At 67.6% G+C, this 21,597-nt stretch carries 21 protein-coding genes; 7 read left to right on the top strand and 14 right to left on the bottom strand.

The window, feature by feature from the left end:
* Positions 1 to 76 precede the first annotated feature (76 nt).
* The 7 genes from F9K07_RS20250 to mutL all read right to left on the bottom strand — a co-directional run bounded on the left by F9K07_RS20250 (position 77) and on the right by mutL (position 8,453).
* The gene (locus F9K07_RS20250; protein ID WP_159595140.1) at positions 77 to 739 is read right to left on the bottom strand and encodes an ABC transporter ATP-binding protein; all 663 of its coding nucleotides are present in this window, start codon (positions 737 to 739) and stop codon (positions 77 to 79) included.
* Positions 736 to 1,707: a tRNA (adenosine(37)-N6)-dimethylallyltransferase MiaA gene (gene miaA / locus F9K07_RS20245; RefSeq protein ID WP_159595139.1), complete on the bottom strand. Its 972-nt coding sequence runs from the start codon at positions 1,705 to 1,707 to the stop codon at positions 736 to 738. The genes F9K07_RS20250 and miaA overlap by 4 nt, the downstream gene beginning before the upstream one ends.
* Positions 1,704 to 2,972 (bottom strand): multidrug effflux MFS transporter, encoded by a 1,269-nt coding sequence (locus F9K07_RS20240; RefSeq protein WP_159595138.1) that lies wholly within the window; start codon positions 2,970 to 2,972, stop codon positions 1,704 to 1,706. The genes miaA and F9K07_RS20240 overlap by 4 nt, the downstream gene beginning before the upstream one ends.
* 57 nt (positions 2,973 to 3,029) lie before the next feature.
* Positions 3,030 to 3,914, bottom strand: a complete 885-nt coding sequence (locus F9K07_RS20235; RefSeq protein WP_159595137.1) for an alpha/beta hydrolase — start codon at positions 3,912 to 3,914, stop codon at positions 3,030 to 3,032.
* A gap of 103 nt (positions 3,915 to 4,017) precedes the next feature.
* Positions 4,018 to 4,953 carry a M23 family metallopeptidase gene (locus F9K07_RS20230; protein ID WP_159595136.1) on the bottom strand — a complete coding sequence of 312 codons (936 nt, stop codon included), beginning with the start codon at positions 4,951 to 4,953 and terminating at the stop codon, positions 4,018 to 4,020.
* A gap of 43 nt (positions 4,954 to 4,996) precedes the next feature.
* Positions 4,997 to 6,340, bottom strand: coding sequence for an NADP-specific glutamate dehydrogenase (gene gdhA / locus F9K07_RS20225; RefSeq protein WP_159595135.1), 1,344 nt, complete (start codon positions 6,338 to 6,340; stop codon positions 4,997 to 4,999).
* Between the two features lie 184 nt (positions 6,341 to 6,524).
* Positions 6,525 to 8,453 carry a DNA mismatch repair endonuclease MutL gene (mutL, locus tag F9K07_RS20220; protein WP_201451593.1) on the bottom strand — a complete coding sequence of 643 codons (1,929 nt, stop codon included), beginning with the start codon at positions 8,451 to 8,453 and terminating at the stop codon, positions 6,525 to 6,527.
* Between the two features lie 48 nt (positions 8,454 to 8,501).
* On the opposite strand from mutL, the gene F9K07_RS20215 reads away from it, so the two are divergent.
* On the top strand, positions 8,502 to 9,155 hold the full coding sequence (locus F9K07_RS20215; RefSeq protein WP_159595133.1) for a DedA family protein: 654 nt from the start codon (positions 8,502 to 8,504) through the stop codon (positions 9,153 to 9,155).
* Positions 9,156 to 9,255: 100 nt separating this feature from the next.
* On the opposite strand, the gene F9K07_RS20210 is transcribed toward F9K07_RS20215, so the two are convergent.
* Together F9K07_RS20210 and tsaE are read right to left on the bottom strand one after the other, a co-directional pair.
* A complete protein-coding gene (locus F9K07_RS20210; RefSeq protein WP_159595132.1) occupies positions 9,256 to 10,704 on the bottom strand; it encodes an N-acetylmuramoyl-L-alanine amidase in 1,449 nt (482 codons plus the stop codon).
* Entirely contained in the window at positions 10,701 to 11,267 is a 567-nt protein-coding gene (gene tsaE / locus F9K07_RS20205) for a tRNA (adenosine(37)-N6)-threonylcarbamoyltransferase complex ATPase subunit type 1 TsaE (protein WP_236582037.1), read from the bottom strand. The genes F9K07_RS20210 and tsaE overlap by 4 nt, the downstream gene beginning before the upstream one ends.
* 9 nt (positions 11,268 to 11,276) lie before the next feature.
* Between tsaE and queG the strand changes: the two genes are divergently transcribed.
* Positions 11,277 to 12,356 carry a tRNA epoxyqueuosine(34) reductase QueG gene (gene queG / locus F9K07_RS20200; protein WP_236581377.1) on the top strand — a complete coding sequence of 360 codons (1,080 nt, stop codon included), beginning with the start codon at positions 11,277 to 11,279 and terminating at the stop codon, positions 12,354 to 12,356.
* Between the two features lie 2 nt (positions 12,357 to 12,358).
* Here queG and F9K07_RS20195 read toward each other — a convergent pair whose 3' ends face one another.
* Positions 12,359 to 12,793 (bottom strand): MarR family winged helix-turn-helix transcriptional regulator, encoded by a 435-nt coding sequence (locus F9K07_RS20195; RefSeq protein WP_159595131.1) that lies wholly within the window; start codon positions 12,791 to 12,793, stop codon positions 12,359 to 12,361.
* Positions 12,794 to 12,867: 74 nt separating this feature from the next.
* On the opposite strand from F9K07_RS20195, the gene F9K07_RS20190 reads away from it, so the two are divergent.
* The 5 genes from F9K07_RS20190 to F9K07_RS20170 are packed head-to-tail and all read left to right on the top strand — an operon-like array spanning position 12,868 to position 16,726.
* Entirely contained in the window at positions 12,868 to 13,683 is an 816-nt protein-coding gene (locus F9K07_RS20190; RefSeq protein ID WP_159595130.1) for a siderophore-interacting protein, read from the top strand.
* A gap of 42 nt (positions 13,684 to 13,725) precedes the next feature.
* Entirely contained in the window at positions 13,726 to 14,532 is an 807-nt protein-coding gene (locus tag F9K07_RS20185) for an ABC transporter permease (protein ID WP_159595129.1), read from the top strand.
* 22 nt (positions 14,533 to 14,554) lie between these two features.
* Positions 14,555 to 15,559, top strand: coding sequence for an MlaD family protein (locus tag F9K07_RS20180; RefSeq protein WP_159595128.1), 1,005 nt, complete (start codon positions 14,555 to 14,557; stop codon positions 15,557 to 15,559).
* Positions 15,556 to 16,230 (top strand): hypothetical protein, encoded by a 675-nt coding sequence (locus tag F9K07_RS20175; RefSeq protein WP_159595127.1) that lies wholly within the window; start codon positions 15,556 to 15,558, stop codon positions 16,228 to 16,230. The genes F9K07_RS20180 and F9K07_RS20175 overlap by 4 nt, the downstream gene beginning before the upstream one ends.
* A 58-nt stretch (positions 16,231 to 16,288) precedes the next feature.
* Complete coding sequence (locus F9K07_RS20170; RefSeq protein WP_159595126.1) at positions 16,289 to 16,726, top strand: SRPBCC family protein; 438 nt, start codon at positions 16,289 to 16,291, stop codon at positions 16,724 to 16,726.
* Here F9K07_RS20170 and F9K07_RS20165 read toward each other — a convergent pair whose 3' ends face one another.
* Genes F9K07_RS20165 through F9K07_RS20150 form a run of 4 tightly spaced genes read right to left on the bottom strand, consistent with a single transcriptional unit; the run spans position 16,727 to position 21,560 of the window.
* On the bottom strand, positions 16,727 to 18,088 hold the full coding sequence (locus F9K07_RS20165) for a chloride channel protein (protein ID WP_159595125.1): 1,362 nt from the start codon (positions 18,086 to 18,088) through the stop codon (positions 16,727 to 16,729).
* A gap of 58 nt (positions 18,089 to 18,146) precedes the next feature.
* Positions 18,147 to 19,061, bottom strand: coding sequence for an AEC family transporter (locus F9K07_RS20160; protein WP_159595124.1), 915 nt, complete (start codon positions 19,059 to 19,061; stop codon positions 18,147 to 18,149).
* 21 nt (positions 19,062 to 19,082) lie between these two features.
* Positions 19,083 to 19,508 carry a DUF1850 domain-containing protein gene (locus tag F9K07_RS20155; protein WP_159595123.1) on the bottom strand — a complete coding sequence of 142 codons (426 nt, stop codon included), beginning with the start codon at positions 19,506 to 19,508 and terminating at the stop codon, positions 19,083 to 19,085.
* Between the two features lie 12 nt (positions 19,509 to 19,520).
* Positions 19,521 to 21,560, bottom strand: coding sequence for a TRAP transporter permease (locus tag F9K07_RS20150; protein WP_159595122.1), 2,040 nt, complete (start codon positions 21,558 to 21,560; stop codon positions 19,521 to 19,523).
* Positions 21,561 to 21,597 lie beyond the last annotated feature (37 nt).

Genomic DNA, 21,597 nt, shown 5'->3' with positions numbered 1-21,597 from the left:
CAGTGCCGACCTTACCCCGATGCGCCATCGTGCGCACGGGGAAAACGTGTCAGGGCGTGAGCACGTCCTGAGCGTTTCAGCCGGCCCGCAGACCCGAAGCGGTGAGATGGAGCATGCGCTGGGCACGCGCGGCGGCCGCGCTTGAGTGCGTGACCAGCACCAGCGCCGCGCTACTGTCGGCGGCCTGTTGCTGCAACACGTCCATGACCTGGGTGGCGGTGGTGGGGTCGAGATTGCCTGTAGGCTCGTCGGCCAGGAGCAGGCTGGGGCGGTGCACCAGCGCGCGCGCGATGGCCACGCGTTGCAGTTGCCCTCCGGACAACTCGGCCGGTAGCCGCGCAGCCAGACCACCCAGGCCGACCGCGTCCAGCATCTGCTGCACGCGCATGGCGTCGGGCCGGCCCAGCAGCAACAGGGGCAGGCCGACGTTCTGCGCCACATCGAGATGCGGCAGCACGTGGAAGGCCTGGAACACGAAGCCCAGGTGCTCGCGCCGCCAGTGCGCGCGTTGGGTTTCGTCCAGGGTGCCCAGGTCGACGCCGTGGTGCACGATGCGGCCCTCGCTCCAATCGTCGAGCGCGGCCAGGCAATTGAGCAGGCTGCTCTTGCCCACGCCCGATTCGCCCACGATCGCGACGAATTCGCCCGGCGCCACGTCCAGGCTCACGCCGCTGAACACGGGGGTGCTGCCGTAGCGCTTGCCCAACTGGTCCACCTCGAGGGCCTTTGTCGTGTTCATGCAGAGCTGCCCAAGCGTTGCTCGACGGCGTGCAGTACCTGTGCCAGCGCGTCGGGTGCATCGCAGGCGATCACGCGGCGCTGCGGCATCGAGCGCAGCCAGGTGAGCTGGCGTTTGCCGAGCTGGCGCGTGGCCGCGCTGCCCAGGAGCCGCAGTTCGTCGATCTGTTCGGGTGTGAGCGCATCACCGTGCGCGTCCATCGATTCCCACGCCTGGCGGTAGCCCACGCAGCGCATGGAGGGCAGTGCAGTGGAGAGATCGCCCCGTGCGCGCAGGGTGCGCATCTCCTCGAGAAATCCAGCGGCGAGCATGTCGTCGAAACGTTGCGCGATGCGCGCGTGCAGCCAGCTGCGTTCCTGCGGCTCCAGCGAGATCAGGTGCTCGGGCGCGAGCGGGCTGGCCGGGTTGTGGCTGCGCCCGGTTTGAAAGCTGGAGATCGGTTGGCCCGACACTTCGTAGACCTCGAGCGCGCGCTGGATGCGCTGCGAATCGTTGGGCGGCAGGCGCGCGGCGGTGGCCGGGTCCACGCGCGCGAGTTCGCCGTGCAAGGCGGGCCAGCCGAGCGCGAGCGCACGTTCCTCGATGCGTTCGCGCACCGCCGCGTCGGCTTGCGGCATCTCGTCCAGCCCGACCAGCAGCGCCTTGAAGTACAGCATGGTGCCGCCCACCAGCAAGGCCGTGCGGCCGCGCTCGGCGATGTCGTCCACCAGGCGCAGCGTGTCGCGCACGAAGTCGGCCGCGCTGTAGCTCTGCAAGGGGTCGAGGATGTCGATCAAGTGGTGCGGCACCTGGGCGCGTTCGGCGGCGGTGGGCTTGGCGCTGCCGATGTCCAAGCCGCGGTAGACCAGGGCCGAGTCGACGCTGACGATCTCCACCGGCCAGCGCGCGGCGATGGCCAGCGAAGCGGCACTCTTGCCGCTGGCCGTCGGCCCGGCCAGGGCGATGCAACGCGGGGCCGGCTTCGTCACGCGCGTGGCTCGGGCTGTGCCGCGGTGTCGACGCGCTGGGGTGCGCCACGGGCCTCGCCGTGGCGCTGCACCAGCGTCCACGCGACGATGGCAATGAGCACGCTCCAGAACCACACGCCATGGGTCAAGGGCAACACGCTGTCGGCCCCCGCCATGCTCCAGCCGAGCCAGCCGCCCATGGCGAACGCGGCGGCCATCGAGAGGAATCCGCTGAGCGCCGAGGCCGCGCCCGCGGCTTGCGGAAACGGGCCCACCGCGCCGCTCTGGCCGCAGGGCTGGTGCACGCCGTGGGCCAGCATGAACAGCCAGAACGGCAGCAGGATGGCCCAGACCTTGTGCACGCCCAGCAGGCCGAGCACGCCCATGACCGTGCCGGCGGTGAGCGTGATGGCGCCCGCAATGGCCACGGTGCGCCGCAGCCCGTGGCGCGGCAGCAGGTAGCGGCACAGGAAGGTGCCGACGATGTAGAGCAGCGACATGCTGAACATCAGCAAGCCATAGACCGTGGTGGAGACGCCGAGCACGCGGATGAACACGAAGGACGAGGCCGCCAGATAGGTGAACAAGCCGCCGTAGGATGCGGTCGACAGCAGCGCGAAGGCCCAGAACGTGGGGTGGCGCGCGATCTCCATCCAGTTGTGCAGCAGGGTGCGTGGCGCCAGCGCGCGCGGGTTCTTGTGCGACAGCGTTTCCTGAAAACGCCAGGCCACCACCGCCAGCGCCACCGCGCCGAACACCGCCAGCGCCAGGAGCGAGACGCGCCACCCGAGCCAGCCGGCCAACAGGCCACCCACGGGCGAGGCGGTACAGGCGATCAGGCCCAGCCCCGTCAGTCCCTTGGACATGACGCGCGCGCCATCGGCAGGTGCGTACAGATCGCGCACGATGGCGCGTGCGCACATCACGCCCGCGCCCATGGCCACGCCCTGCAGGGCACGCCAGGCGATGAGCTGCTCCATCGTCGCGGCAAACGTCGCGCACACCGAGGACACCACGAAGGCAGACAGGCCCACGAGCAACACCGGGCGGCGGCCGAAGCGGTCCGACAGCGGACCCCACACGAGCTGCGACAGGCCGAAACACAGCAACAGCGCGGTGAGCGTGAGTTGCGCCTGCGACATGGACGCGCCGAAGCCGGCGGTGAGCGCGGGCAGTGCGGGCAGGTACAGGTCGGTCGCAATCGGCTGCAGGCCCAGCAGCAGGGAGAGCACCAGCACGATCAGGCCGGGCGACATGGCAGACGAAGAGGGCGTGGCGGCGGGCATCCGTTCGAGGGTAGCAGAACGCCGCAGCGGGTGCGGCTTGCGCGCGGGCAAGCGCGGCTACCGCTCGACCATCTTCACGTTGACACCACTCGCTGCGTCGTCGCGCAGGCCGAACAGGCTGGAGAGCGCGGTGCGGTACTGCGCCTGTCCGACCGAGTTGGTGTTGTGGTGCGAGCCCCCATCGACCAGCACGAAGGCCTTGCGACCTTGGGCCGCTTCGTACAGCTTGCGCCCGAGCTCGGGCTGGATCAGGCGGTCTTCGCCGCCGTGGACCACCAGCAGCGGCGAGCCGATGTCGGCCACGCGCTTGACCGCTTCGAAGCGCTGGGTGATCAACAACGAGATAGGCAGCCAGCCCCACTTGAAGGTGCTGACCACGTCGGGGATGGAGGTGAAGGTGCCTTCGACGACCGTGCCGGCTTCGTCGTTTACCTGCGCCGCGAGCTCGATGGCGATGGCGCCACCCAGCGAGTGGCCGAAGATGTAGCGCGGGCGCCCCGGGTATTTCTGGCCGATCCAGTCCCACGCCGCGCGCGCGTCTTCGTAGGCGGTGGTTTCCGAGGGCAGTTCGTTCGTGCTCTTGCCAAAGCCGCGGTAGTCGATTGCCAACACCGAGAAACCCAGCTCCTCCATGCGGCGGGCGCGAAAGGCCGAGCCAGTGACGTTGAAGCGCGCGCCGTGCAGGTAGAGCAGCACGGGCGCGTCCTTGCGCTGTTCGAAGTTCTCGTGCGCAGCCCACAGGCCGTGCAGCTTCACCGGCTTGCCGGACTTGGGGGATTCGAAATCGATCCAGACGTCTTCCATGCCTTCGGCGGCGGCCAGGCCACCGGCCCAGGTGCGGTCGGAGGGTTGGAAGATCCAGACCCGTTGCTTCTCGTCCAGCGTGGCGCACCCGGCCAACAGGGCCAAAGCGGTGAACGCGGCAACAAGAAGACGGGTCATGGCGGTAATGGATGCCCTGCGGCCGGGAAAAGTTCATCCCGAACGCTTGGGGGTTTCCCCCGGTGCAGATTCCATGCCAGAACGCTGGCGCGGTGGGGCCGCGTCAAGAACCGTCCCGCAGAAACAGGGCCGGGTCGACCATCGCGCGGTTGAGCATCACCGACCAATGCAGGTGCGGCCCGGTCACCCGCCCGGTGGCGCCGACGGCGGCAAACACGTCTCCGGCGGACACGCTGTCACCCGGTTTCACATCGCTCGCACTCAGGTGGCACACCATGGTGAGCAGGCCGCTGCCATGGTCGAGCCAGACCGTCTGGCCGTTGAAGAAGTAGTCGCCCGTGTCGATCACGCGTCCCGCCAGGGGCGCTCGCACCGGCGTGCCGGTGGGGGCGGCGATGTCCATGCCGCTGTGCGGATTGCGCGACTGGCCGTTGAACACGCGGCGCAGGCCGAAAGGCCCCGAGCGCCGGCCTTCGACCGGTGCGCGCATCGCAAGATCGTGCGAGGGTGGCGGCGGCTCGCTGAAGGTGGCCATGACCGTGGCCAGGTGCGCGCGCTCGCGGTTGTAGCGCGCTTCGTCTTCGGGTGACAGGTCGACCTGGCCCGGCGCGACCTTGAGCCGCTGCTCCGCGTAGCGTTTGGCCTGGATGGGGTAGGGGATGTCGCGCGGGGTGCCGGGCGCCGATACCGTGATGCGGCCCATGCCAGGCTCGGCACTCAGGGGGATGCCCACCACCGCCGTCCACTCGATGGGGTCGCCCAGCACCAGCAGGGGCATGTCGCCTTGCCGAGCCATCGGGCGCATGGCCGCCGGACCGAGTGAGAGCCGGACGATGCCGCCCGGCACGGCCAGGGCACGGGGGCGCACGCTCTCGCTGGGGGATGGCGGGGAGGATGGCGGGGGAGGCGGCGTGTCGGCCGCGAACAGCGAAGCCGTGGGGACGGTCAGTGCGGCGGCGGTGGCCAGCAAGCCGTACCGGCGCTGCAGCAAAAAAGAAAGGTCGCGGGGATACGGCAGGTCGGGCAGGTCGGCGGGCATGCGGCCAGTCTAGCCCGCGCACGCCCGCGCCCTGTTTCAAAAGTTAAATGACGCCTTGCGCCAGCATCGCGTCGGCTACCTTCACGAAGCCGGCGATGTTGGCCCCATCGACATAGCTCACCGTGCCATCGGCGCGGCGCCCGTGTTGCAGGCAGGCCTCGTGAATGCCGCACATGATGGTGTGCAGGCGCGCATCGACCTCGTCGCGCGGCCACGACAGGCGCATCGCGTTCTGGCTCATCTCCAGCCCCGAGGTGGCCACGCCACCGGCGTTGCTGGCCTTGCCCGGCGCGTACAGCACACCGGCGCTCTCGAAGCGCTCCACGGCCTCCATCGTGGTCGGCATGTTCGCGCCCTCGGCCACGCAAATCACACCGTTCTTGATCAGCGTGGCGGCGTCGTCCGCGTTCAGCTCGTTCTGCGTGGCGCAGGGCAGGGCCACGTCCACCGGCACGCTCCAGGGCGTCTGGCCGGCTTCGAAGCGCGTCTTGGTGCGTGCGGCGTAGTCGCTCACGCGGCCGTAGAGGTGGTTTTTCACTTCCATCAGCTCGGCCAGCTTGGCGGGGCTGAAGCCATCCTCGTCGACCACCGTGCCGCTGGAGTCGGACACCGTGACCACCTTGGCACCCAGCGCCATGGCCTTCTCCACTGCGTACTGCGCCACATTGCCCGAGCCCGACACGCTCACGCGCAGGCCCTGGAAGCTCACCCCGCGTTGCTTGAGCATCTCCTCGGCGAAGTAGACCGTGCCGTAGCCGGTGGCTTCGGGGCGGATCAGCGAGCCGCCGAAGGCCAGGCCCTTGCCGGTGAACACGCAGTCGGCGCGATTGCTGAGCTTTTTCATCATGCCGGCCATGAAGCCGACTTCGCGCCCGCCCACGCCGATATCGCCGGCCGGCACGTCGGTGTCGCTGCCCACGTGGCGGAACAACTCGGTCACCAGCGCCTGGCAGAAACGCATCACCTCACCCGGGCTCTTGCCCTTGGGGTCGAAGTCGGAGCCGCCCTTGCCGCCGCCCATGGGCAAGGTGGTCAGTGCGTTCTTGAAGGTCTGCTCGAAGGCCAGGAATTTCAGGATCGACAGGTTCACCGAAGGGTGAAAGCGCATGCCGCCCTTGTATGGGCCGATGGCCGAGCTGTGCTGGATGCGGTAGCCGCGGTTGACCTGCACGTCGCCGTGGTCGTTGACCCAGGAGATGCGGAACATCACCACCCGTTCGGGCTCGACCAGGCGGTCCAGCAGGCCGTGTTCGGCGTACTTCGGGTGGGCGGCAATGAAGGGCCAGAGGCTTTCCATCACTTCCGAGACGGCCTGGTGGAACTCAGGTTGTCCGGGGTTTTGTTGTGCGACGTGTTCCAGGAAGTGATGGGCCGAGGTGTATTTCATTGCCGTCTGTGTGGGAGGTGTGCTTCAAAAAAGTGCATGAGATTATGCGCAACCGGCATTTCGTGTCGCAAAACGCCCGTTTTTGGCGCGCTCTGGCCGGCAAAACCGCCCATTGCGGGGCGGTGTTTGCTTTTTTGGTGCAGAAAAAAGCCGCCGTGATGGCGGCGTGGCGGCTGGGTGGGCTTCAGCGTCCGCGCAGGAACAGGGCGTCCAGTTCCTTCATGCCCATCTGGCGCCAAGTCGGCCGGCCGTGGTTGCACTGGTCGGAACGCTCGGTCACTTCCATCTGGCGCAGCAGCGCGTTCATCTCGTCCAGCGTGAGGCGGCGGTTGGCGCGCACCGCGCCGTGGCAGGCCATGGTGGCGAGCAATTCGTTGCGCGCGCGTTGCACCACCGTGCTGGCTTCGTGCTGGCCCAGTTCGGCGAGCACGCTGCGCGCCAGTTCCACAGGATCGCCCTGCGCGAGGGTGGTGGGCACGGCACGCACGGCGAGCGTCTTGGGCGACAACGCGCTCACTTCCAGGCCCAGTTCGGCCAACACCTCGGCGCCGTCTTCGGCGGTGGCCACCTCGTCGGGTGTGGCGGCGAACGTGGCGGGAATCAGCAGCGGCTGGCTGGTGACCTGCCGGTCGTCCAGTTGCTGCTTGAGGCGTTCGTACACGATGCGTTCGTGCGCCGCGTGCATGTCCACGACGACCAGGCCGTGGGCGTTTTCGGCCAGGATGTAAACGCCTTGCAGTTGGGCGATGGCACGGCCCAGTGGCCATTCGCCGTCGGGCAGCGGTGTGGGGTTGGCGAGGGCTTCGACAGGCTCAGCCCGAACGGCGTTGGGTGTGGGTGCTGAGACAGCGAAAACATCTGTTCCGACTGAAATCCGCTCATCCTGAGCTTGTCGGAGGATCGAAGCCCCGCCAGACCCGGTGCCCCACAACGCACCCACGTCGCTGACCCGATGCCCCACCTCCGGCTCGCGCGGCGCGAACGAGAAAGGTGCTTGCCGCGCGGGCGGCGTCCACGCGGGTGCCACCGGTGCGGCCACCGGCGTGCTGGCCTCCGCGGTATGGCTACCCGAGCGCGGCACCGCCAGCGCGCCTTCCACCGCATGCCGCACGCCCTGGTGCACCTCGCGGCTGTCGCGAAAGCGCACCTCGATCTTGGTGGGGTGCACGTTCACGTCCACCCGCGCAGGGTCGAGCGAGACGAAGAGCGCGTAGACCGGCTGGCGGTGGCCATGCAACACGTCTTCATAGGCGCTGCGCGCGGCGTGGGTGATGACCTTGTCGCGCACATAGCGCCCGTTCACATAGGCGAATTGCCAGTCGGCGCGCGAGCGCGCGGCGTCGGGGATGCCGGCGAAGCCCCAGACGCGCAGGCGTTCCATGCCGTCGTCTGGCGGGTCGATGGGCCAGCTCACTGCCACGGCCTGTTGCACGAAGTCTTCGCCCAGCACGTCGGCCAGGCGCTGGCGCAAGGCGTCCATGCCATCGCCGGCCACGGCGCGCCATTGGGCGGCCAGCTTGCCCTCGTGCCAGATGGCAAAGCCCACGTCGGGCCGGGCAAGCGCATGGCGGCGTACCGCTTCCATGCAATGGCCCAGTTCGGTGGCATCGGTCTTGAGGAACTTGCGCCGCGCGGGCGTGGCGTAGAACAGCTCGCGCACTTCCACGGTGGTGCCGGGCGCGCGCGCCGTGGGTTGCAGTTCGCCGCTGCGGCCATCGAGCAGCCAGCCGTGCGTTTCGTCGGGAGTGTCTACGCGCGTGAGCACCGAGACCTCCGCAATCGAGCAAATGGCGGCCAGCGCCTCACCGCGAAAGCCCATGGTGCCGACCGATTCGAGCTCCGAGAGACTGGCGATCTTGCTCGTGGCGTGCCGCTTCAAGGCATTGGGCAACTCGCTGCGCAGGATGCCGCAGCCGTTGTCCTCCACGCTGATGAGCCGCACACCGCCGGCCTGCAGGCGCAGCGTGATCTGCGTGGCGCCGGCGTCCAGCGCGTTGTCCACGAGTTCGCGCACCACCGAGGCCGGCCGCTCCACCACTTCGCCCGCGGCGATCTGGCTGATCAGCTCGTCGGGCAGTTCGCGGATGGGGCGGCGGGTAAGGGCGCTGAGCATGGGTAGGCTTGTCACGGGCAAATTGTAGGTGGCAGGGATAATGCCCCCATGGAACTCATCGCCTTTCTCATCGACTTCATTCTGAACATCGACCAGCACCTGCAGACCTTCGTGCAGAACTATGGCGCCTGGGTCTATGCGCTGCTGTTTCTGATCATCTTTACCGAGACCGGCGTGGTGGTCATGCCCTTCCTCCCCGGTGACTCGCTGCTGTTCGTGGTCGGCGCCCTGTGCGGTGTGGGTCTGATGAGCCTGCCACTGGCCATGGCCTTGCTGGTGGTGGCGGCCGTCCTGGGCGACCAGACCAACTACACCATCGGCCGCTACTTCGGACCCAAGGTGTTCCAGTGGGAGAACTCGCGGCTCTTCAACCGCAATGCTTTCAATCAGGCGCATGCCTTCTACGAGAAGTACGGCGGCATCACCATCATCCTGGCGCGCTTCATGCCCTTCATCCGCACGTTCGCGCCCTTCGTGGCCGGCGTCGCCGAGATGACGCGCGCCAAGTTCACCGCCTACAACGTGATCGGCGCGCTCATCTGGGTGGTGGGCCTGACCGGCGCGGGCTACCTGTTCGGCAACCTTCCCTGGGTGCAGGAGAACCTGAGCGTCCTCATCTGGGCGCTCATCCTGGTGCCCGGCGTCATTGCGATCTTCGGTGCCTGGAAGGCCAGCCGAGAAGCAAAGCAAAACCCCGCTTGAGTGCCAAGCACGCCCTCCAGGGCACTCGAGGAACCGGCTTCGCCGGTCCAAGAGTGCGCCCCCTTGAGGGGGACGCGCGCAGCGCGGCGGGGGTGCCTCTCTATATCTGCCGGTTGCGCGCCAGCGGCGGGTTCCGGCTGAAGTAGGCGACGATGCCGCGCAGCAGCGCGTCGGCCAGGTCGTCCTGGTAATTGGGGTCGTTCAGGCGTTTCTCTTCGTCCGGGTTGCTGATGAACGCCGTTTCCACCAGAACGCTGGGAATGTCCGGCGCGCGCAGCACGGCAAAGTTGGCCTGCTCCACGCGCGGCTTGTGCAGCTTGCCGATCTTCTTCACGTGGCCCAGCATGGCCGTGCCGAGCTTGAGGCTGTCGTTGATCTGCGCGGTGGTGCTCATGTCGAGCAAGGCGCGGTGCACCGTGGCATCGGCGGCCTTGCTGTTCATGCCGCCCACCAGGTCGGCGGCGTTCTCCTTGTCGGCCATCCAGCGCGCGGCCGCGCTGCTGGCGCCCCGTGTGCTCAGGGCAAACACGCTGGCCCCTTGGGGCTTGGGAGTCATGAACGCGTCGGCATGGATGCTGATGAAGAGATCGGCCTGCACGCGCTGGGCTTTTTGCACGCGCACCTGCAAGGGCACGAAGAAATCCTTGTCGCGCGTCATGTAGGCGCGCATGGGGTTGCCGTTGACGCGCGTGTCGTTGATGCGGTCGCGCAGTTTCTGCGCGATCTGCAACACCACCTTCTTCTCGTGCGTGCCGCTCGGGCCGATCGCGCCCGGGTCTTCGCCGCCATGGCCGGGGTCGAGGGCGACGATGATCAGGCGTTCGGTCTTGCCCTTTCCCTTGCCGGTCGCGGGTACCTGCTTGGCCGAGCTGCCCTTGGGCTCGGCGTTGGCCACGGCCGTGTCCTCGTCCTTGGGGGCGGGCTTGGCCGCTGGCGCATCCGGTTTGGCTTCGGTCTTGGCCGGACGGTCCCGCCCGGCGATCAGATCGCCCAACGGGTCGTTCTGCAGCGGGGCCGGGCGCGTGACCTTCTCGGCCTCCAGGCCCAGCAGGCGCGCCGCGCGTTCGCTGGACTCGTCCAGGTCCTTCATGCGCTGGGCGATCAACTGGTCGAGCGGATCGGGCGGCGTGGAGGGGTAGAGGTCGAACACCAGCCGATGCTGGTAGGCCGCCACCGGCTGCAGGCTGAACACCTGCGGCTTGATCGGCTTCTTCAGGTCGATCACCAGCCGCACCACGTTCGGAGCGTTCTGCCCCACGCGGATGCCGGCGATGTTGGGGTCGTCCGACTTGAGCTTGCCGACCAGCTCGCGCAGGCCGGGCAGCAGGTCCATGCCCTCGATGTCGACCGCCAGGCGCGGCGGCTCGCCCACGAATTGGTGCCGGGCCTGCAGCAGGGCATCGGACTCGATCGTCACGCGCGTGTAGTCTTCGGCCGGCCAGATGCGCACGGCCAGCACGCTGGCGCCCCGCGCGATCTGCTGTGCGCCGAGCAGCAGCACCAGCGAGCCGGTTTGCAGGAGGGTGCGCCGGTTGAGCGTCCCACTCATTTCAGCACCTCAAGCAGTCGCCGGCCGGTGGGTGTGAGCGCCGTGGCCAGCACGGTTCGGCGCGGGACCTGGTCGGGGTCGGTCAAACGTTCTGGTGTCATGTCGTCGGGTTGAATGTCGATCTGCAGATCGACCACCGGCAGAAAATCACCGGCACGCTCAGGCCATTCCACCAGCTTGAGGCCGGGGCTGGCAAAAAGTTCGCGAAAGCCCGCATCTTCCCATTCGCGCGGGTCGTTGAAGCGGTAGAAGTCGAAGTGCCAGATGGGCAGCGGCTCGCCTTCGGGCATCGCCGCGCAACCGATGGCGCTGTGCGGTTCGACCACCGCATAGGTCGGGCTCTTGATGCGGCCGCGCACACCCAGCGCGCGCAGCAGGTGGCGCACCAGCGTGGTCTTGCCCGCGCCCAGATCGCCCTGCAGCGTCAGGGTGGCATGGGCAATGGCGGGCGAACTGGCGAGCTGGCGGGCGAAGGACTCGGTGTCCTCCTCGGAATTCCAATGGCCCTGCCAGCGTTCGCCAGAGGGCGCAAGGCCCGCAGGAGCCGGCTCGGTTCCTACAATGGGCTTCACATGAAGTTCGCTTTTGATGCCGCTCAACTCGTCTCGCAGATTCAGGCTTGGGGCCAGGAGCTCGCATTTTCCCAAATTGGCGTGGCCGGTGTGGATTTGTCGGCCGCGGAGCCCGGTTTGCAGGCCTGGTTGTCGGCTGGATGGCACGGTGACATGGCCTACATGGCCACGCACGGCATGAAACGCGCCCGCCCGGCCGAGCTGGTGCCGGGCACCTTGAGCGTGATCACCGCGCGCATGGACTACCTGCCGCGCGACACCCCCTCTGAATGGCAGGCGGTCGAGCTGGAACGCCTGCGGCGTCCTAGTGAGGCGATCGTCTCGGTCTATGCCCGAGGCCGCGACTACCACAAGGTGCTGCGCAACCGCCTGCAGGCGCTGGCCGAGCGCATCCAGGCGACCGTGGGGCCGATGGGCCACCGCGTGTTCACGGATTCGGCACCGGTGCTGGAAGAAGAGCTCGCGCAGCGCAGCGGCCAGGGATGGCGCGGCAAGCACACCCTGCTGCTCAACCGCGAGGCCGGATCGATGTTCTTCCTGGGCGAGATCTACACCGATCTCGCGCTGCCGCCCACCGAGCCCGTCAGCGCACACTGCGGAGGCTGCAGCGCCTGCATCGACATCTGCCCCACCCAGGCCATCACTGCGCCGCACCGGCTGGACGCACGCCGTTGCATCAGTTACCTCACGATCGAACATGCAGGGGCGATTCCCGAGGCGCTGCGACCCCTGATCGGCAACCGCATCTATGGCTGCGACGATTGCCAGACGATCTGCCCCTGGAACAAGTTCGCGCAGCGCAGCCCATTGCCCGACTTCGACGCGCGCGAAGGTCTGAGCGGCGCCACGCTGGTCACCTTGTTCGGCTGGAGCGAAGCCGAGTTCCTGCGCCGCACCGAAGGCGGTCCGATCCGGCGCATCGGGCACGAGCGGTGGTTGCGCAACATCGCGGTGGCGATGGGCAATGCCCTGCGCGTCGGCCCGGACGAAGACCTTCTGTGTGCCTTGCAAAGCCGCGCCGAGCATCCCAGTGCACTGGTGCGCGAGCACGTCGACTGGGCGCTCTCGCAGGTGGGCTGATCCTATTCGCCGACGTTGGCCTCCAGGCGGTCCAGCAGGGCGAGCAGGGTGTTGCGCTCGCTGTCGCTCAGGCCCGCCACCATCGTCTTCTCGAAACGCACACGGTGCTGCTGCATCTTGCGTTGCAGCGCCTGTCCCTCGGCCGTCACGCTCACGCGCTGGCTGCGGCGGTCGTCCGGGTCCGGGTGGCTCTGCAGCAAGCCGCGCTCGTGCAGCGCCTTGACGATGCGCGCGATCTGCGCCTTGTCACGCCCCGCGTGCTGCACCAGATCGCTTTGCGTCGCGCCTTCATTGCGCATGAAGAATCCGAGGCAGCGCGCCTCCATCGGCCCCAGTCCCTCGCCGTCCTGGCGCGTGGCGTCCTGAAGGTGGCGGCGCAGGCCATGCATGAGGGCGTGGATGCGGTCCAGCACCTCGGTGTTCGTGGATCTTTTCATTCTGGATTGTCCCTAAGGTTGACAGTGTCATCCAATGGCGGCATGATGGTTGTTATTATCAACCAATGAAGACCATGAACACAAGCACCCACCCAACCCTTGCCGTGGAGCGCGTGCGCCACGAGATCAAGGTGCGCCGCCTGCAGGTGCAGCGCTTCGATCGCATCAGCCCGCATTTCGTGCGCATCCGCTTCGCCAGCGATGCGCTGCGCGACTTCATCAGTGCCTCGTTCGACGACCACGCCAAGCTCATGCTGCCGGCCCAGCCCGGCCAGCCTCTCGTGCTGCCCCAGCCCGGGCCCGATGGCCTGGCCCTGCCGCCCGGCGCACAGAAATCGATGATGCGCGACTACACGCCGCGCCAGTTCGACCCGGCCGCGGGCACGCTCGACATCGAGTTCGTGCTGCACGGCGAGGGCGTGGCCTCTCTCTGGGCCGAGGCCGCCCAGACCGGCGACGAGGTCGGCCTGGGCGGGCCGCGAGGCTCCTTCGTGGTGCCCACGGGTTTCGACTGGCACCTGCTGGTGGGCGACGAGTCCGCCATTCCCGCGATCGCGCGGCGGCTGGAGGAACTGCCCGAGACGGCGCAGGCCATCACGGTGATCGAGACCGCCGACGCGGCCGATCGGCGCGACTTCACCAGCCGTGCGACGTTGCAGGCCCACTGGGTCGACACCGGCGCCACCGACGCCCTGGCGAAAGTGGTGGCCGGCCTGAAACTGCCCACGGGCGAGGGCTTCGCATGGGCCGGCGGCGAGGCCGCCAGCATGGTGGCGGTGCGGCAGGCGCTGGTGAATCCGGATGGTCACGGGCTGGACAAGTCGCGTGTGCGCGCCTCGGCCTACTGGAAGCGCGGCAGCGTCGGCCACCACGAAACGCTCGGCGGCTAAAGCGCGGTTCGCCCGCGTTGAGCCCGGGGCTATCATGGCCCCATGCATCCGGTGAACGCCGCACACGAAGCCTTGGGACGATGGAGCCGCAGCCTGCGCCTGGCCTGGCGCGCCTGGTGGCACACGATGTTCGTGGGCGCGCAGATCCTGGTGCTGGCCCTCACGCCTTCGAGCTATGGAGCCGGGACCCACCGCCAGCGCGTGCTGAGCAGCCTGTACCGCGCCACCGCGCCGCTGCTCACCTGGTTCCTGGTGCTCTCGGCGCTGGTCAGCCTGGTGTTGATCCGCATCGTGGTGGCCACAGCCTACAGCTACGGCCTCTCGCAATACGCGCTCGAGGTGCTGGTGCGCACGCTGGTCCTCGAACTGATTCCGCTGTACGTGGCCATGTTCGTGGCCGTGCGCTATGCCATGCCCGGCGCGCAGGAGGTGCGCAAGCAGCTCGCGCTGCAGCAGCGCGAAGGCGAATTGCCCGAGCGGCAGATGCTGCTGGCCGACCAGTTGTTGCCACGGGCGCTGGGCAGCATGTTCTCGGTGCTGTTGCTGGCAGGCCTGAGTTCGGTGGTGGCGCTGGTGCTCACCTACCTCACCGTCTACGGTTTTTCGCCCTGGGGCTTTCCAGGCTATACGCGCGCGGTGGGCAGCGTGTTCTCGCCGGCCGTGGCGTTGATCTTCGCGCTCAAGACCTTCTTCTTCGCCCTTGCGGTGGCGGTGGTGCCGTTGGCCGCGGCGTCGCTGCCTGACCACGATAGCCGCTTCAGCCGGCGCGGCGACATGAGCGAATTCGCGCGCCTGTTCTCGGTGGTGCTGCTGATCGAAGTGGCGTCGCTGGTGGGCAACTACTATTGATGGACTGGATCCCGACAAACCCATGACGCCCACGCCACCGCCGCCACCCGAGACACGGCCGATCAAGAACCTGGAGTTCAAGGCCGGCCTGTTGCTGATGCTCATGGCCGTGTTGCTGGTGGGCTCGGTGGCCTACATCCTGTATGCGCGCGGCGTGCTCGAACCCACGCAGCGGCTGGTGCTGATTTCGGACGATTCCGAGGGTGTGGTCGTGGGGCTGGACGTGACCTTCGCCGGCTTTCCGATCGGCCGCGTGTCGCGCATCGAACTGGCGGACGACGGAAACGTGCGCATCCTGGTGGACGTGCCGACCGCCGACGCCAAGTGGCTGCGCACCTCGAGCATCTTCACCATGGAACGCGGCCTGGTGGGCGGCACGCGCATCCGTGCCTTCAGCGGCATTCTCGAAGACCCGCCCTTGCCCGATGGCGCAGAGCGCACGGTGTTGCGCGGCGACACGGCGGCCGAAATCCCCAAGCTTGCGGCCAGTGCTCGCGAGGTGCTCGACAACCTGGCCGCACTGACAAAAAGCGACGGCGCGCTGGCCGGCGCGCTCACCGGTGTGGGTGTGGCGACCGATCGCTTGAAGGGGCCGCAAGGCGGCCTGGGCCTGTTGATGGGCAACGACGAGGACGCGAAGAAGCTCGTGCTGGCGGTGGACCGCGCCAACGCCTTGCTGCTGCGCGCCGATGCGCTGACCCGGCGCCTGGACAGTCTGGCGGCCAACGCCGATCGCCAGGTGTTTGGCCAGGGTGCCGCGCCCGGCGAAGGCAGCATGGTGGGTGACGCGCGCGCCACGGTGCAACAGCTCACCCAACTGCTGGGTCAGGCGCGCACCAGCTTGCAGAAGGTGGACGCGGTGCTGGTCGAAGTGCAGGGCGTGGCGAGCAACACGCGCGATGCCACGGGCGATCTGGGCACGCTGCGTGGCGAGGTCGAAGCGAGTCTGCGCAAGGTGGAGTCGCTCATCAACGACATCAACCGCCGGTGGCCCTTCACCCGAGAATCCGAGATCAAACTGCCATGAAAAAGCCCATACCCGTTGCGCGAAGTGTCTGGCGGGGTGTGTCTGTGTTCATGGCCGCATGGGCGTTGACGGCATGTTCCAGTTCGCCGCCCGTACCCGAATGGCAGGTGAACGCCAAGGGCAGCGCCGACCGCGCGACCGAGGCCTGGCTGCGCGGTGATGCGCGCATCGAAGCGGTCGAGTTCGCGCGGGTGCGCAGCGCGCTGGCGAGCACCGGCCAACCGGCGCTGCTGGCGCGCGCCGAGCTGCTGCGCTGCGCCACGCGGGTCGCCTCGCTGGTGTTCGAGCCGTGCGCCGGTTTCGAGGCGCTGGCGCAAGATGCCGCTGCGGCCGAGCAAGCCTATGCGCGTTACCTTGCTGGCACGGCCACCGCCGCGGATGCCGCCTTGTTGCCCGAGGCGCACCGCGCCATGCTGGGCCCAGATGCCGTGCCCGATGCGGCGCTCAACGCCATCCAGGATCCCTTGTCGCAACTGGTGGCGGCGGGCGTCTTGCAGCGCAGCGGGCGCGCCAGCGCTGCGGTGGCCGAACGCGCGGTTGTCACGGCGTCCGCCCGCGGTTGGCGCACACCGTTGCGCGCCTGGTTGCTGGTGCAACAGCAGCGTGCCCAGACGGCGGGCGCCACTGGCGAGGTGGCACGGCTGCAACGGCGCATCGATCTGCTGCGCTGAACCGCCCGGGCACGTGGATTGCCTGGGTCCTTGTCTGGACGACACAGGAGAAATCGCCATGAAACACCTGACTTTCAACATCACCATCCACGCGCCACGCGAGGTGGTGTGGAGCACCATGCTCGATCCCCAGAGCTACCGCGAATGGACGAAACCGTTCATGGAAGGATCGTATTTCGAAGGTTCTTGGGACGAAGGTTGCACTATCCGTTTCCTTGCCCCGAATGGCGAAGGCATGGTGGCGATGATCGCGCGCAACGAACCGCATGCGTTCATCTCGATCAAGCATCTGGGCTTCACGGCCAATGGCAAGGACGACACCACGAGCGACGCTGTCACGGCCTGGGCGCCGGCTTACGAGAACTACCGCTTCGAGGCGGTGGGTGGTGGGACACAGCTCACCATCGAGCAGGACATGCAGGAAGAGCATGCGGCGATGATAGAGGCCGTGTGGCCCAAGGCGCTGGCGGCGCTCAAGGCCTTGTGCGAGAAATGATCACCCCTCGTCTGGCCGCTTGTGTGAGACGGCCTCGGGATGCCGCTGGCCGATGACCGAATCCACCATGGCTTCGGCCAGCGTCGCATAGAGCGAGCGGCTGACCATGCGCGAGACCAGGCTGGCGATCATGGCCGCCGTCATGAGGCTGAGCACCATGGCGTGGCCATCGACCATCTCCATGACGATGATGAACGCGGTGAGGGGGGCCTGCGTCACCGCCGCCAGAAACGCGGCCATGCCCATGGCGATCAGTGCCGGACCAATGTCGCCCCCGGCGATGCGGGCCACATCGTGGCCTACGCCGGCGCCGATCGACAGCGATGGCGCAAAGATGCCCGCGGGCACGCCCGACCAGCTCGTGAGCCAGGTGGCCGCGAACTTGAGCAGCACGTAAAGGGGCGGCACCTCGGCCTGGCCGGCCAGCATGAGCTTGACCGTTTCGGACCCGGCGCCGAAGGTGTCGCCGCCGCTGGCCAGCCCGATCACCGCGATGAGCAAGCCGCACGCCGCGGCAAACGCGACCGGACGGCGCGCTCGCCAGCGGGTGAGCCGCTCGGCCGAACCACCGGTCATCGAAGCGATCAGCAAGCGCGAGAACAGCCCGCCCAGCAGGCCGCAGAGCAGGGCCACCGCCAGCCCGGGCAGCAATGCGTCCCAGCCCAGCCGTGGCACGGCGATGCGGCCGAAATAGGTCAGGTTGCCGAAGACCGAGACGCCCATCAGGCCCGCCAGCACGATAGCCGCGAGGATCAGACCGCTGCTGCGCGACTCGAGTTTGCGCGAGAGCTCTTCGATGGCGAACACCACGCCGGCCAGCGGCGCATTGAAGGCCGCGGCGATGCCGGCCGCGCCTCCGGCCACCAGCAGGGCGCGGCGATCGATGCCCGAACGTGGCCCCAACCAGCGTTGCGCATGCTGCATCACACCGGCCGCCACCTGAACCGACGGTCCTTCGCGGCCCAGCGAAAGGCCGGCCAGCAAGCCCGCCGAGGACAGGCCGATCTTGCCCAGCGAGAGCCGCAACGACACGAAGCGTGAGCCACCTTCGGGCGGCATCACCGGGTCCAACGCCGCCATCACCTGTGGAATGCCCGAGCCACCGGCGCCCGAGAACCAGCGCCGGGTAGTCCAGACGATGGCTGCGGTGAGCGCGGGCGTCCAGATCAGCGCAAGCCAGGGGCTGATCGACTGCAAGGCGTGGAAGCCGCCAAAGGCCCATTCGGAGAGGATGGTGAAGCCGACCACGGCCAAGCCGGCCGCCGTGGCGTAGGCGAGCACGATGGCACGGTCGATCCAGTGTCGGGTGCTGGAGAACTCGTTGCGGATGGCTTGGAGAAAGTCGGGGTCGAGGCGCGTCACGTCGCAGGTATTTTGCCCTTACCTGCGCACGCTGCCTGTGCGTGAGAACCACACCGGCTCAACGCATCGGCCCCAGCACCCCCAGCGCAAACGGCAAACTCACCACGCCCAGCACGGTCGACAGCGTCACCAGCCCTGCCACGTACGGCCCGTTGTACCCCATGCGCGCGGCCAGCACATAGCAGCTCGACGCGGTGGGCACCGCCGAGAACATCAGCAGGATGGTGGTCTGCGTCGGGTCCAGGCGGAACAGGTGGGCCATGCCCAAGGCGATCAAAGGCATGCCCAGGTGCTTGCAGGCCAGGATCAACCCGCCCAGCGTCTTGGCGCTGGCCAGCATGCCGAACTGCATGCCCGCGCCCGCGGCCAGCAGCCCCAGCGCCAGGGAGGCTTGCCCGATGCGGTTGACGGTGGGCTCCGCCCAGACCGGAATGGAAAAACCCAGCAGGTTGGCGACCAGGCCCGAGAGCGTGGCCACGATCAAGGGGTTGCGCAGCAACTCGCGCCCGAAGCCACGGTTGGCGTGCCGGGCCATGGGCCACACCGCACCCACGTTGAACAGCGGTACGCACACACCGATGAGCACGGAGATCATCAGCAGGCCTTGCGGGCCGGCCACCTTCTCGGCCAGCGCCAGCGCGATGAACGAGTTGAAACGGAACGCCACCTGCGCGCTGGCCGCGTGCATGCGCACGTCCAGACGTCGGCCGATCCAGGGCCAATGCGGCAAGGAGTAGCTCAGCAGGATGCCGCACACGCCCAACGACAGCCCCGCACCCACCAGGCTGGAGGCCGCGCCCAGGTCCAGCGGACTCTTCACGATGGAATGGAACAGCAACACCGGAAAGAGAAAGTAATAGACCAGGCTTTCCACCTGCTCCCAGACCTTGCGGTTGAGCACGGTGAAGCGGCAGACCAGGTAGCCGCAGAGGATCAGCGAGAAGTCGGGGAAGAGGAGTTGGGCGAAATTCACGCGGCGAGCATAACGGCTGGTTCAACGCGGGGCGGTGCCGAGGCAGGGACGCAGCAGCGTGACGCCGCCGTCGGACTTCAGCCAGGCCGACATGGGGTGACAGCCGTCCGGGGTGCACAGGTCGAAGTCGGCGGTGTATGTCGATCGCATGAGTGGCAATTGGCTCGGGCTGCGCTGGGTGGGCGTGTAGGTGTACCAGCCATCGCGCAGCACCGCGTCGGGCGGCGGCTCCATGCCGGCCGCAGACCCGCGCACCCGGGCGGCCATTGCGTACAGCACAGGTGCGTCGCCGACGGTGGCGCCGGGCTTCACCACGTAGTCTTCTTCCCAGCGCACCTTCTCGATGGAATGTGTCCAGGCCAGGGTGAAGCGCTCACCGGCGACGAAGGTGGGCGGCGCACCGGTGCCGGCCGCAGCCAGCACCAGGCACAGGCCCAGCAATGCCATGGCGCGTGGGCCTCAGCGCAGGGCGCCGGCAGCGCGCGGCTGCCGCGTGCGCCAGACGTGCCAGGCCACGAACAAGACCACTGCGCCCAGGCCGATCTCGTCGGTGAGCGGGAGCGCCACCACCAGGAAGCTCGCCGCCACGATGACCACGACGCGCTCGATCCAGTTCAACGGGCCGATGAGGAAACCGATAGCACCCGCACCCCACATGGCAATGGCGACCAGTGCCTTGAACACGATCCATGCGGTATCGAGCCAGTCGCCGCTTTGCAGCATCAGCGCAGGGCTGTACACCGCCATGAACGGCACGATGAAGCCTGCGATGGCCACACGGATGGCCTGCACGCTGATCTTCAAGCCGGTCTCTTTCGCGATCGGCGCGGCCGCGAAAGCCGCCAGCGCGACCGGTGGAGTGAGGTCGGCCATGATGCCGAAATAGAAAACGAACATGTGCGAGACGATCAGCGGCACGCCCAGTTGCAGCAGCACCGGCGCGGCCAGCGAGCTGGTGATGATGTAGTTGGGAATGGTGGGAATGCCCATGCCCAGTACCAGGCAGGTGACCATCGTCAAAAGCAGGGCGAGGAACAGGTTGTCCTTGCCGACGGCGATGACGTACCCACCCAGTTCGGCGGCGACACCGGTGAGGTTGATCACGCCAATGATGACGCCCACCAGCGCGCACGCAATGGCCACGGGCAGCGCATGGCGCGCGCCGTCCACAAGACTCTTGACGGCCAGCGCGCGCGCGTCTTCGCCCCGGCGAAGAATGTAGGTGAGTGCCACGAGCAGCGCCGCCAGCACGAAGAAGGTGCCGACGCCGAACTCGTAGAAGCCTGCGCACGCGAAGCCCAGCAGCGCCCAGGCCAGGCCACGCAGCGCGACGCCCTTCACGCCGCTGATCACCGCCGCGCCGAAGATCAGGATGACCGTGAGGCCCAGGCCGATGGTGCCGGAGAACAGCGGCGTGTATCCGGAGAAGAGCAGGGCCACGAGGCCGATCAGTGGCAACAGCAAATACCAGCGCTCACGCACGGCGGTCCAGGGGTTGGGGCATTCTTCCTTGGGCAGACCGAGCAGACCCTTGCGTCCTGCCTCGAGATGCACCATCCAGAAGGCCGTGGCGAAGTACAGGAAGGCGGGAATCACGGCCGCCTGCACGATGTCGATGTAAGGCACGTTGATGGTCTCGGCCATGATGAAGGCGACGGCCCCCATCACCGGCGGCATGATTTGCCCGCCCATGCTCGACGTGGCCTCGACGCCACCGGCGAACGCCGGGCTGTAGCCAAAGCGCTTCATGAGCGGGATCGTGAATTGGCCGGTGGTCACCACGTTGGCCACGCCAGACCCGTTGATGGTGCCCATGAGGGCCGACGAGATCACCGACACCTTGGCCGGTCCACCACGCGTGTGGCCCACGGTGCCCATGGCGAAGTCGTTGAACAGGCGGATCATGCCGGCCTGTTCCAGAAAGGAGCCGAACAGAATGAACAGGAAGATGTAGGTGGACGACACATAGGTGGGGGTGCCGTAGATGCCTTCCGTACCGAAGCCCAGCGCGCTGACTACCTGGTCTGCGCCAAAGCCGCGGTGAGCCAGCATGCCCGGCAGATGATTGCCGAAGAGCGCGTATGCGAGAAAGATCCCGCAGATCAGGGGCAGTCCCCAACCCATGGCGCGGCGTGCGGCCTCGAAGACCAGTGCGATCGTGACCACGCCAATCACCCAGTCCGAAGCGATGAGTTCGCCCGCGCGTTGCGTGAGATCGGCCTCGTAGTACCAGTGGTACAGGCTGAACGCAAAGCCGACGATGCCCAGTGTCCAGCCCAGCACCTTGCCGAAGGTGGCCCATCCTCCCGTTCGGTGGGCAAATGGGGGATACAACGCAAACACCATCAGCAACACGAAGCCGACATGGATGGCGCGCACCACCTGGCTGCTGAGCGGACTGAACGAGGCGGTGATCAGCTGAAAGCTGGAGAAAGCAATGGCGATCCAGAAGATCGCGTGGCTCGGACGAAGGTGCTGGATTTCGTTGTCGTTGTGCATGAAGACCTCGAGAGTCGGAAACAAAAACGGCCCCTCG

Origin of the sequence: Hydrogenophaga sp. BPS33 (assembly GCF_009859475.1) — a bacterium.
Lineage (GTDB): Bacteria > Pseudomonadota > Gammaproteobacteria > Burkholderiales > Burkholderiaceae_C > Hydrogenophaga.
The sequence above is the reverse complement of the archived record's forward strand: the minus strand, read 5'-3'. Positions and strand labels throughout refer to the sequence as shown.